12 protein-coding genes are annotated in these 12,215 nt (G+C 49.4%); 2 read left to right on the forward strand and 10 right to left on the reverse strand.

Annotation, left to right across the window (positions count from 1 at the left end):
* Positions 1–43 precede the first annotated feature (43 nt).
* Entirely contained in the window at positions 44–1,711 is a 1,668-nt protein-coding gene (locus EDM52_RS06095) for a peptide ABC transporter substrate-binding protein (protein ID WP_122908151.1), read from the reverse strand.
* Between the two features lie 138 nt (positions 1,712–1,849).
* On the opposite strand from EDM52_RS06095, the gene EDM52_RS06100 reads away from it, so the two are divergent.
* Positions 1,850–2,224, forward strand: coding sequence for a DUF3899 domain-containing protein (locus tag EDM52_RS06100; protein WP_183184860.1), 375 nt, complete (start codon positions 1,850–1,852; stop codon positions 2,222–2,224).
* Between the two features lie 62 nt (positions 2,225–2,286).
* Here the strand turns inward: EDM52_RS06100 and EDM52_RS06105 are convergent, their stop codons facing one another.
* The 9 genes from EDM52_RS06105 to EDM52_RS06145 form a co-directional block, all read right to left on the reverse strand.
* Entirely contained in the window at positions 2,287–3,057 is a 771-nt protein-coding gene (locus EDM52_RS06105) for a LamB/YcsF family protein (RefSeq protein ID WP_122908153.1), read from the reverse strand.
* Positions 3,058–3,069: 12 nt separating this feature from the next.
* Positions 3,070–3,315 (reverse strand): acetyl-CoA carboxylase, encoded by a 246-nt coding sequence (locus EDM52_RS06110; RefSeq protein WP_122908154.1) that lies wholly within the window; start codon positions 3,313–3,315, stop codon positions 3,070–3,072.
* A gap of 12 nt (positions 3,316–3,327) precedes the next feature.
* Entirely contained in the window at positions 3,328–4,308 is a 981-nt protein-coding gene (locus EDM52_RS06115) for a 5-oxoprolinase subunit C family protein (protein ID WP_122908155.1), read from the reverse strand.
* A complete protein-coding gene (locus EDM52_RS06120; protein WP_245996583.1) occupies positions 4,301–5,218 on the reverse strand; it encodes a 5-oxoprolinase subunit B family protein in 918 nt (305 codons plus the stop codon). The genes EDM52_RS06115 and EDM52_RS06120 overlap by 8 nt, the downstream gene beginning before the upstream one ends.
* A 33-nt stretch (positions 5,219–5,251) precedes the next feature.
* Positions 5,252–6,397 (reverse strand): XdhC family protein, encoded by a 1,146-nt coding sequence (locus tag EDM52_RS06125; RefSeq protein WP_122908156.1) that lies wholly within the window; start codon positions 6,395–6,397, stop codon positions 5,252–5,254.
* Between the two features lie 69 nt (positions 6,398–6,466).
* Entirely contained in the window at positions 6,467–7,324 is an 858-nt protein-coding gene (locus tag EDM52_RS06130) for an FAD binding domain-containing protein (RefSeq protein ID WP_122908157.1), read from the reverse strand.
* The gene (locus tag EDM52_RS06135; RefSeq protein ID WP_122908158.1) at positions 7,321–9,669 is read right to left on the reverse strand and encodes a xanthine dehydrogenase family protein molybdopterin-binding subunit; all 2,349 of its coding nucleotides are present in this window, start codon (positions 9,667–9,669) and stop codon (positions 7,321–7,323) included. The genes EDM52_RS06130 and EDM52_RS06135 overlap by 4 nt, the downstream gene beginning before the upstream one ends.
* A gap of 2 nt (positions 9,670–9,671) precedes the next feature.
* A complete protein-coding gene (locus EDM52_RS06140) occupies positions 9,672–10,196 on the reverse strand; it encodes a (2Fe-2S)-binding protein (RefSeq protein WP_122908159.1) in 525 nt (174 codons plus the stop codon).
* A gap of 26 nt (positions 10,197–10,222) precedes the next feature.
* The gene (locus EDM52_RS06145; protein ID WP_122908160.1) at positions 10,223–10,675 is read right to left on the reverse strand and encodes an SRPBCC family protein; all 453 of its coding nucleotides are present in this window, start codon (positions 10,673–10,675) and stop codon (positions 10,223–10,225) included.
* Positions 10,676–10,917: 242 nt separating this feature from the next.
* Here EDM52_RS06145 and EDM52_RS06150 point away from each other — a divergent pair, with 242 nt between their 5' ends.
* Positions 10,918–12,165, forward strand: a complete 1,248-nt coding sequence (locus EDM52_RS06150) for a cysteine desulfurase-like protein (protein ID WP_122908161.1) — start codon at positions 10,918–10,920, stop codon at positions 12,163–12,165.
* Positions 12,166–12,215: the final 50 nt, after the last annotated feature.

Below are 12,215 nucleotides of genomic sequence, written 5' to 3' on the forward strand. Positions count from 1 at the left end.
AAAGAGGATGCTCGCAGGCACCCTCTTTACGTGTATCCCTTTTTTATTTCGCGATATCTACCCATAGGTAGTTGTTTGATGGTGCGGTTGGCAGGTATACATAATCCTTCACGAACTCTTTTTGCAAGATAGCTAGTCCCTCTTGGTACATCGGAGCAATCGCCACATCTTCTTCAATCAGGATTTTCTCAAGCTCAACCATTTGTTGGAAGCGCTTTTCCAAATCAGTGTTTACTTTTGCTTGTTGAACCAGTTCATCGTATTTCGGGTTGGAATACTTCATGCGGTTTGCAGAACCACCTGTTACCCACATGTCGATGTAAGTCATAGGGTCAGCGTAGTCTGGTCCCCACGTACCCAGAGAAAGATCGTATTGAATCGCTTTCTCAATTTCTAGGCGTTGGTTGGAAGGCACGTTTTTCAACTCGAGAGTCAGACCTGGGAGGTTTTTCTCCAGTTGGTTTTTCAGGTATTCACCGATTTTTTTCGATCTGTCTGTATCAGCCGCGTTGACGCCCAATTTCACTTCGGTTACGCCAGCTTCTTTCAGACCTTGCTCCCACAGAGCTTTTGCTTCATCCACGGATCCTTTTTGCAAGTCACCGTTGTACTCTCTGAAGTCTTTACCCGAAGCATCCTTCGAGAAATTCTTTGGTACGAGACCGTTCAGCGGCGAAGAACCATCATTGAGAATAACATCAGTCAAACCTTGCTTATCCCAAGCCATTGCAATGGCTTTACGGACGTTTTTGTTTTTAAGGACAGGATGCTCATGGTTAAAGCGGAGGAAATAGATAGTAGGTGTTTCAATAATATGGAATCGAGGATCTGCTTTGAACTGGTCCACGTAGGAAGAGTTCAATTCAACACGATCCAATTGTCCGGATTCAAACAAAGTAAGGGCAGTAGAAACGTCTTTTACAACATAACCATCAATCTGATCGAGTTTGATGTTAGCTGCATCCCAATAGTTCGGGTTTTTCACGTAAGTCCAGCCTTGGTCATGCTTCCAATCTGTCAGCATGAATGGACCGTTATACAGCGCATTGTCGAATTCGAGACCGTATTTGTCGCCTTTGCTTTCGACAAACTCTTTCTTTTGCGGATAGAAGGTTGGGAAGGACAGCAATTGATTAAACAATGGGTTTGGATATTCCAGCGTTACTTCCAGTGTCTTGTCGTCGATTGCCTTGACACCCAGTTCGTCTGGCTGTTTCTCACCTTTTTCGATCGCAACCGCATTTTTCACAGCAAGCGATTCAAACATAAAGCTGTAGTGACCAGCTTCGCGGAAGACTTTTTTCCAAGAAAACTCGAAATCGTGTGCTGTAACAGGTGAACCGTCGCTCCATTTTGCATTGTCGCGAATGGTGAAGGTGTGGACCAGATTATCCGCGCTCACATCATGCTTTCCAGCGATTGCGAGATAAGGTTGTCCATTTTTGTCACGACGATAAAGTCCATCCATCGTGTTGTTCAATACGGTAAACGAAACCGTTTCATGGACATGTGCAGAGTCCAAGCTAGGAATTTCGTCCGTATTGTAGACCTGCAAAACTTTTTTGTCGCTTTTTGGCTGTTCGGTTGTGGTGCCTCCGTTGTTGCTTGGTGCTGGTGCTTGGCTGTTCGACTCACCTGAGTTGAAGTTACATCCGGTCACTGTCAATGCTGCCATCAACGTAAGAGCCAGGAATCCATTTCTTTTTTTCATAGTGCCCCCCTACCATCCAAATCTAGTGTATAGACGTTATATCCATATGTGGATATACTATATAAAGTACAATTTTTCTGAACTCTCAGTCAAGCCTTTATGAAAATATTCCTAATAAATCGAAAGGTTTTTTCACCTATGACAAAAACTCAACAAACTCTACTGAATCTATCACCTGTATTAGGTGCATGTTTATACACGCTTCTAAGTGAAAAAATCTCCTCCTTCCTCGCCTGGATTGATGGAATCACCTACTCCTCGTTGCTGTTGTTGATGGTATCCGGTGTTCTATTTATACGAAATGGCAAATTCTTCAGCGCGTTTGCAAACAGCTGCAAGCGTTTTTTTAGCTCCTTACGCAAAAAAGAAGCCTACATTCGAGAACGAGAAGGACGAAAACAGCACATAGGATATCAGTCTCGCTCTCTTCCGTTTTTACCTGTTTTTGGCGTTGGAATCTCTTATTTTCTTGTCAGCCTGCTACTCTCTTTTTTATATGTTTTCGTATTATAGGGATCGGTATGCGCAAGGAAAAGGCTGATCACGCCCTGCATAGTAATCAGCCTTTTCTTTAGCTAGGATATCTGCCAACTTTTTTTCACAGAACGAATTTCGATGCCTTCATTTTTAAAAGCAGCATGAATCGCTCTCGTTATCTCCACAGCGCCTGGAGTGTCTCCATGGATACAGATCGTATCCGCTTTTACATTGGCGTCCTTGCCGTCCGGTGTACGTACTTTTCCTTCCTTCACCATCCGTACTACACGATCAGCCATTTCCTGCGGATTGGTGAAAGTAGGCCCGGTGCGAGTCAGAACAATCGAGCCATTTTCGGTATGCTCTCGATCAGCAAAAACCTCCAGCGCTACCGGAATCCCCATCTTCTGACCCATCCATGCAACTGCAGAGCCGTTCAACGCAAATATCACTAGTTTTTCCGATATCATCGCCAAACCTTCCAGAATGGCTTGGGCAATCTTCTCGTCTGACATCGCCATCATGTACAAAGCACCGTGCGGCTTGCAATGATCCAGATCCAGCTTGTAGGCCTTGGCAAATTCACGCAAGGCTCCCGTTTGGTAGATGATGTAGTCTCTTATTTCCTCTGCCGTGCAGGTCATATACCTGCGCCCGAAGCCCATCATGTCAGGAAAACCTGGGTGAGAGCCTATACTGACTCCATACTCCTTGGCTAGCTGAACGCTTTTTCTCATGACATGTGGATCTCCCGCATGGTAGCCACATGCGATATTGGCAGAGGAGATCAGCTTCATCATCTCTTCGTCGTTACCCAACTGGTAATTGCCGAAGCTTTCTCCCATATCACAATTTAGGTCTACGTACATGATCCCGTCCCCTTACTTCGTCAGCGTGACGAGCTCTTGTCCTGCGTCCACCAGCTCTTCATCACCGACGACAAATTGGTCCACGACCCCGTCTTCTTCCGCCTTGATTTCATAGTAGTTTTTCATGACCTCGATCAGCCCGATTACATCGCCCACCTTGATCGCCTCGCCTGCTTGTACGAACTCCGGACTATCCGGACTTGGTCTCCGATAAAAAATACCAGGCAATGGGGATACGATTGCTGTTTTTTCTGCCATATTCGATTCCTCCTACATCCCGATTTCAATGAATTGCGCAATTACGCCTAGCTTTTGCTTTACGGTTCTTCTTGCTTCAAGCGCTTCTTCCAAACTGACAGAGACAAAGCGCACCTTCTCGTTGGTCTTTACTTGGGCCATCCGATCCAGGTCACTGCTGATGACCGTCGCGATGGTCGCATACCCACCGCCCGTCACTGCATCGTGCAGCAGTACGATCGGCTCCACGCCGTCTGGAACCTGAATCGAACCGATGGGATACCCCAAGTCCGTCACATTGGAAGGGTTGCTACCTGCGCCAAATGGCTGTTCACGCTCCACAAAATGCAGCTTCTCACCTCTGTGGCGATACCCTGTACGGTTGGCTTCAGGGGTTACTGTCCACTCCGTATCCAAAAATGTTTGCTTGCTCTCCTCTGTCAGCCGATAGCTGCAAAGTCCCACAACGACCCGTATTTCATGTGTTTTGCTGTATGCAGGTATCAGATCCGGGTCAATCCGGGTGCCGACGGGAATTTCTTTTTTCCGCATATCTGCGGTATAAATCACATCCCCTTCCGCCACAGCTCTGCCCTCAAATCCCCCAATTCCGATTAAGGTATACGTTGAACGCGAGCCCATGATCAGTGGTACCGCAATACCCCCTTCTATGGCCAGGTAGACACGCGCTCCGCCTTTTACAAAGTCAAAAGAAAGCTGGTCTCCCTCACGTACCTCCAGCGTAGTCCACATCGGAACAGGCTGCCCGTTGATTCTCGGTGGAATTTCTCCACCTGTCAGGCTGATCTTCATGGCTTTGCCAAATTCCAAAACAGGGCCCAAATAGGTGATTTCCAGCACTGCTGCATTCGGATCATTTCCAACCAGCAGATTGGCGACGGTGAATGCGTATTTGTCCATTGCACCAGAGGGAGGCATTCCGATCTCGTAGTAACCGATCCGGCCACGGTCCTGAACGGTTGTCTGCAGTCCGGGTTTTTTTACGTTAATCATGGTACAACCTCCTTAACGCCCGCTCGGCAAAAGCTTCCAAATCAGAGAGAACTTCACCTGGGGTGAATCGAATCTCTTTTTTGTGGTAGACAAAGCTGCCGTCCTCTACCTGCTCGCGAATCGCCTGATACTCGTCCGCATGAATGCTGCGATAACGGAAGATGTCTCCTTGTTTCGGAAACACGATCGAGTCCTGAAAATCAAATAATGTCTGTTCTTTTTGATAAATAGGTGCAGGGGCAATCCCATACAATTGATAGCCGCCAGCCCCTTGGACAGGATAGATCACGGAAAACGCCCCACCAAAACCAAATGCTCGCTCGGGAGTAAACGTACGTGGCCGTACATACTTGGGCACCTCAATCTGTTTTTCCTGGCGCACCATCTGAAAGCACCACGGCAAACCAGGCACAAAGCCGATCATCGAGACGAGAAACGGAGCACTGGTGATCGCTTCGATGAAATCATCCGTATTGGCGTACCCATTGATTTTTGCGGAATATTCCAAATCCGTAGAATCTGGAGCCTGATGCCGATCGCGAAAACGCATCAGCGCTTCATGGGTCCACGGATCATTAAAATAGACCGGAACGTCAACTAATCGGGAAGTAATCGTGATCTCGTCCAATCCACCCAAATCACGCTCGATCTGCTGCAGCTTCTCCAGCAATGCTTGCGGGGCGATGATTTCAGGATCGAATCGTACCATGTAAGAAGCATTGGAAGGACAAATATCATAAACGCCCTCCAGATTTGCTTCTTTCAGCTTACGGGTGATGGCCATTCCTTTAAAGTTTGCCTCCAAGCTCATCGCTTCCGACAACTGGACGAAGATAAATTCATCTCCGCCATACTCGTAACGCGTCTGCAATTGACTAACTTCCTTCACCTCGATCACCTCCATAGACATATGAAACAAGACCAAAATCAAGCAGGCGCAGTATTAGGAAAGAAGGGACACACTTGACGTTTGCGACCTGCGGTGAATGGATGACAGATCGCGCAGAAACCCGCCTTCATGCCCTCTCTGTACTGCCAATATTTCAGCAACAATACTAACTGCAATTTCCTCCGGCGTTTCAGCACCCAGATTCATGCCGATCGGATTGAACAAGCGGGCAAGCTCGCCATCTGTAAAACGTATGCCCTGCTCCTTAAGCGAATTCATGATTCGCTCACATCGCTTCCTTGGCCCCAACAGGCCCACATAAGGTGCTTGGGATCGAAGGGCCAGCTTTAGCGATTCCTGATCTCTTTCCAAATGGTGGTTCATGATCACCACATAGGTCCGATTGCGGATCGGGATCTGCTCATTTTCGTGCGGCCGAACAAGAAGCCGCTGTCTTGCACGAGGAAATCGATCAGTTGTATTGTAGGCCGGTCGCGGATCGATCACGGTAATCGACAAACCGAGAGAAGCCCCCATCTCAGCAAGCGGAATGGCGTCGTGACCAGCTCCAAATATCATCAATTCCGGTGGGGGCTGGTAGACGTCAAAGAATACTTGATGGGTACCATCAGATAAATCACGCCACATGGACTTTGCATGCGGAAGGTTTATCAATTCATGAGCCCATGCAAGCACTTCTTCATTCCAAGCAGATTTACCCAGATCGCCAATGAAACTTCCCGTCTCAGATATAAACAATCTTGCAGGCTCATCATCCCATTTCTCTACCGAAGAAGGAAAAAGGGTGCAGAGAACTCCGGATGTCTCCTCTTGAACCGTTCTCATCCAATGAAGTCGAGGATCATGCTCCTGAAAAGACGATGGAAGCGGTTCTATGTATAGTTCGACGGTGCCGGGACAGCCAAGACCCAGACCCCACACGAGATCTTCCTCCATCACGTACTGCTTTCGCACTGCTAAGGAAGTCTCCATGACTTGCAAGGCTACATGCGCCACATCACTTTCCAGACAACCACCGGAAATCATTCCCGTGGAGTTCCCTTGCTCATCGATAAACATCTTCGCACCCGGATGGCGATAAGCCGAGCCAATAACTCCGATTACCGTCGCAAGCGCTCCTTTACTTTTGGTGCCGTTCGCCCGGTCGATCGCTTCGACAATTTCGATCTGTTCTTGCATCCGCTCACCCCTCACGGTGGATAGATGGCCCATTCCAAGAACAGAATGGACCATCCAGCTGCTCATGGTTTAAAGCAAAATGGAACGTAAAGCTCTTTCGGTATAGACCGTGCAGAGATGCTTGCGATACTCGGCTGAAGCGAAATGATCGCTGCCCATTTCCCCTTCCTCAGCGGCCATTGCTGCTGCCTCCCGAATTCTATCCGGAGTCGGGGAATGCCCGAGCAGCTTATCCTCCACGCTCCTCGCGCGATACGCGATGTCACCAGCTCCATTGATCCCAATGCGAATGTAGGATATCAATCCATCAGGGTCTGTAGCGGCTATTGCACACACACCCACGACGGCGTAACCGGAAGCAGGATGAGCGTATTTCAAGTAGGTGCTTTTCGCGCCATCCGGTGGGATCAGGAATGAAACGGAAGTCAGGATACTGGTTTCCGGTAAAGCTGTCACAAGCGGCCCTAGAAAGAAGCCGTCCGCCTCAACAAGCTCTGCTCCGTCTTCTCCCTGTATCTCCAGCAAAGCCTCAAGGGCGAGAGCAACGCCCGGAATGTCGGCAGCTGGGTCCGCATGAGCGAGGTTGCCGCCAATGGTTCCGCGATTTCGGATTTGGATATCTCCGATTTGCCTGACTGCTTCAGCCAGCACAGGAAGATGCTCCGATACGGTAGGATCCCGAAGAATCTGCTTATAGGAGGTTAATGCCCCCACGACAATCCGATTCTCTTCTTTCCCAACCCCGCGTAATTCCTCTACACTCCCGATGTCGATCAACGTACCGGGTGTAGTCAGCCGAAACTTGAGGAGTGGCACTAGGCTGTGTCCGCCTGCCAACAGCTTTCCTTCTCCGTTGCTCTCCTGCAATAGCTGTATGGCTTCTCGTACAGACTGCGCTTGTACGTAAGAAAATGTGCTTGGAATCATCCGTTATCCCTCCCGCTACGAATAGCTCGCCATACTTTTTCGGGTGTGAGTGGCATATCCAGATTGTGAATGCCAAACGGCTGTAACGCATCCATGACAGCATTGACGACAGCAGGTGGAGCAGCAGTGGTGCCCGTTTCCCCAACACCCTTTGCACCCAATGGATTGACTGGGGACAACGTCTCTGTAAAGGCGGATTCTATCGGTGGGAAGAAACGTGCCTTTGGCATGGTGTAATCCATGAAGGTTCCGGACATCAGCTGTCCTTGATCCGTGTACACAGCACCTTCCCACAGTGCCTGACCCACGCCTTGGGCAATTCCACCGTGCACTTGACCTTCAGCAAGCAGCGGGTTGATCACACGCCCCACATCGTCAACAGCTACATAACGCTTGATTTCGATCTCTCCCGTATGTTCGTCTACCTCGACTACACAAATATGGGTTCCGAAAGGATAGACGAAGTTGGAAGGATCGAAGAAGGATTGCCCTTCAAGGGAAGGCTCGACACCTTCTGGAAGATTCCACGCGTAGTTTGCGGACTTGGCAATTTCCTGGAAGGTCCTGCATCTGGTCAGATCACCTTTTACTGTGAACTGTCCATTGATAAATTCCACCTGATCCAAAGTCGTCTCCAGCTCGTGGGCTGCGATTCGGCGCGCTTTTTCAATTACGCGGTCTGTTGCAATCGAAACGGCAGCACCACCAACTGCTGTCGCTCGAGAGCCATATGTACCCCAGCCCATGGAAACGCTTTGTGTATCGCCGTGAACCAGCTCAACATCTTCGATCGGTATTCCTAATTTTTCAGCTACGATTTGGGCAAATGTGGTCGCAGTTCCCTGTCCATGCGGTGAAGTACCTGTAAAGACGGACACCGTTCCACGCGGATGGACTCGAACCGTACTGTTTTCCCATACCCCGCCCTGAAACCCTATCGCACCTGCGACTGCCGACGGCCCAAAGCCGCAGAGCTCTACATAGGTAGAAAAACCAACGCCCAGATACTTGCCCTTCTTCCTTTGTTCTTCCTGCTCATTGCGAAATGCTTGGTAGTCAAACAACTCCAGGGCTTTATCCAAAGTGAGCTGATAGTTACCGCTGTCGTAGGTGACACCCATTGCATTTCCAAAGGGGAACGATTCTTTGGGGACAAAATTGATTCGTCGTACTTCAACAGGATCCATTCGGATTTTGCTCGCGAACAAATCGATGGCCCGTTCTATTTGATAAGTGGCTTCCGGCTTCCCAGCACCCCGATATGCGTCGGTGGGTGTGGTATTGGTATACACGCCATAGGTGACAACAGCGGCTTGTGGAATGGCATAGGCTCCCGTGACCATCAACCCAAAATCGATCGTCGGACATCCTGCGCCAAAGGTAGAGAGGTAAGCTCCGAGGTTTGCTGTATTCGTAACGCGAAGTGCTGTGATTTTACCATCCTTGGTGCCGGCTAGCTCGACCTCTAGAACCTCGTCTCGACCGTGGCTGGTAGCCATGAAATGCTCCTTGCGCTCTTCGATCCATTTCACAGGCTTTTTCACTTCACGGGCGATGCACGCGACGACGGCTTCTTCCGTATAGGTCGCTATCTTGGCGCCGAACCCTCCACCAACATCAGGGGCGATGATCCGCAGCTTCGTCTCTGGGATTCCGAGCACATTTGCGTAAATCAAGCGGTGAATGTGTGGATTTTGCGAGGTGCACCACAGAGTCAATTCTCCGCCGCCAGGATTGTATTGGGCAACCGCGCCTCTCGTTTCCATCGGATTGGGGATCACTCGCTGGTTGTAGAGACGTTCCTTGACCACGACTTCCGCCTCTTCAAATACCTGATCCGGAATATCGCCTGCCTTCCACAGCAAGGCCAGGTTATTCGGGACGTCGTCGTGCAATAATGAAGAACCCTCTTGCATGGCTTTCTCCTGCTGGACAACCGCTGGGAGAACTTCGTAATCCACCTCGATCAAATCGAGCGCGTCTTGAGCAATATAACGATCTTTGGCAACGACGACTGCGATGGCCTCGCCAGCGTAACGAACCTTGTCGACCGCCAAAGCTGGACGATCCTTTGGCTTCAAATCGCATCCCGGCAAAAACCACATGGCTGGAACAGAAGTCATCTTGTCAGCCAGATCCTGACCAGTGAATACCGCTATCACACCTGGGAGCTGACTGGCTTTGTCCACAACCAGGCGGGCAATTTTGGCATGGGCATGAGGACTACGCAGGAAGGAAGCGTACACCATGCCAGGAAGCTTCATATCATCTGTAAAACAGCCGTTTCCAGTCAGTAAGCGCGGATCTTCCTTTCGTTTGACAGCACTTCCGATCAAGCTAGCCATTGTTACCGAACCTCCTCCACCTTCAACGAATCCGCCATCGCTACTTTCTCTTCGCCTGCCATGATCTGTGCCGCGTGTTTGATAGCATCGACAATGAACTGGTAACCCGTACAACGACAAATAACGCCTTCCAACGCGTCACGAATTTCTTCTTCAGACGGATCGGGATTTTCGCCCAGCAGGCCAACCGCAGCTATCATGACCCCAGGTGTGCAGAAGCCGCACTGCAAACCATGCTTTTCCCAGAAGCTTTGCTGGATGGGATGCAGTTCTTCTTGGTTTGCGAGTCCCTCCACCGTCGTGATGGATTTGCCATTCGCCTGTACAGCCAGAACGGTACAGGATTTCACCGGATCACCATCCAACAGCACGGTGCAAGCCCCACATTGGCTGGTATCACAGCCGATATGTGTACCCGTCAAATTCAGTTCTTCGCGCAAAAAATGGACCAGCAGCATACGGGGTTCGATTTCTGCTTTGCTGTCCACTCCGTTTACCTTGATTGAGACCTCTACCTGATTTGCCATCGTCACACCTCCTAAAAATCGAAAGCCTACACCTGTGATGTCAACTTCCTCATTTCCGTGTCTGCCGACTTGAAAAATTGGCCCAAGACGAGTTTTGCTACACCACCCATCACTCTTTGACCAACCGATGCCAGGACGCCAGTTACCACCACCTCCATTCGACAATTCAAGGTAACTCCATTTTCCGCTTCATCCAGATGCATGTGGGCTACTGCGTCCACCTCGCCTGGAGCGCCCTTTCCCTTTACCTTCAGACAATAGTAGGAGGGCTCCTGGTGATCCGTCATCTGCACATGCCCTGTAAATACGCCTTTCACAGGACCTACACTCAGTCCCATCTCGACGTCATAGCTTCCGTCTTCCAATTGGGTAAAGGATTTGCATCCGGGTATCGAGTGTTTCAGGACGTCCTCATTTTGGATCAACTCCCAGACAATCTCCCTGGGTAATAAAAAGGTGTGGGCATAGGTTAGCTGCACGAAGTTGCCTCCTTTACCGATAAAAATTTTAATTCTGAATGTTTGGACAATTTGCGACAAAGTACAACATTCTGGATGACATTCCATCATATTCCGTTCTTTTCACTATAACAGACAAACATATTTCGTACAACCTGGATTGAATGTTGAGTGATCAAAATAGATCAAAATTTTATGATAATTGTGATAATATGAAATGAATGCTCTACTACCCTAACTTCCCATAAAAGGAGACGTGTTGCATGACCAAAACGCTCAGCTCGTTCCCTATTGAAGCCGTACGCCAGCAATTCCCTGCTCTTCAACGAATCTACCAAGGTAAGCCAGCCGTTTATCTGGATGGGCCAGGAGGTTCTCAGGTTGTGAAAGGATCGATGGATGCGATTTACGCCTATATGGCCAATGGTGGCGCGAATCTGCACGGCTCCTTTCCTTCCAGTCAAGAAACAGAAGCGATCATTGCTGACGCTCGGGAGTATGTTGCCCAGCTTTTTGGCGTCAAAGCTACAGAGGTAGCTTTTGGAGCAAACATGACTACGCTAACCTTTGCCATCGCACGGGCGTTGGGACGAAATTGGGGTGAGGGCGATGAAATTGTCGTATCGGAGCTGGATCATCGTGCCAATGTAGACCCCTGGCTAACCATCGCAGCTGACCGTGGTATGACTGTTCGCTGGTTGCGAGTGAATCCTGAAACCCTTACCATCGAAGTGGACGAAATCGATTCGATTATAACATCTAAAACCAAACTGGTCGCTGTCGGCTTGGCTTCGAATGCCGTCGGTACCATCAACGACATTCCGTTTATTACGAGTAAAGCCCAGGCTGTCGGGGCACTGGTGGCAGTAGACGCGGTACATGCCACCCCACATTTTTTTGTGGACCGCGATCAGCTTGGTGCCGATCTTTTATTGTGCTCAGCTTATAAATTTTTTGGACCCCATGTTGGAATTGCCGTCATCCGTGAAGAGCTATTTGACTCTATTCAGCCTTACAAGCTGTCACCAGCCCCCGCGTCTTTTCCTGACAAGCTGGAAACGGGTACTCAGAACCACGAGGGTATAGCCGGAATCACTCCGGCGATTCAATTCGTCGCCAGCCTTGGTAAAGGAGACACATTACGCGAACAGCTTCGCACCGGATTTGAAGCCATCGAAGAACACGAAAACAGCTTGGCTGACAAAATGAGAGAAGCGCTGCTTGAAATGGATGGCGTTACGCTTTATCAAGCCGATCCCGAAATACCCAAAACGCCGACGATCGCATTTCGCATAGCTGGGCTGTCGCCGCAGGTCGTGTGTCAGCGAATGGCTGATGAACACGCTGTTTTCATTGCAGACGGTGATTTCTACGCCATGACACTAGCGGACAAACTGGGCATCAATCAGGAAGGTGGCTGGATTCGGGCTGGCCTGGCTCCTTATAATACAGTGGAAGAAATCGATCGCTTTATTTTCGGGATTCGTGACATTATCGCTCACCGTGAATAAGTCATTTCCACATAAAAACAACGCTCCTTCAAAAAAAGAAGCGTTGTTTT

This window comes from Brevibacillus invocatus (genome assembly GCF_003710915.1).
Taxonomy (GTDB): Bacteria; Bacillota; Bacilli; order Brevibacillales; family Brevibacillaceae; genus Brevibacillus; species Brevibacillus invocatus.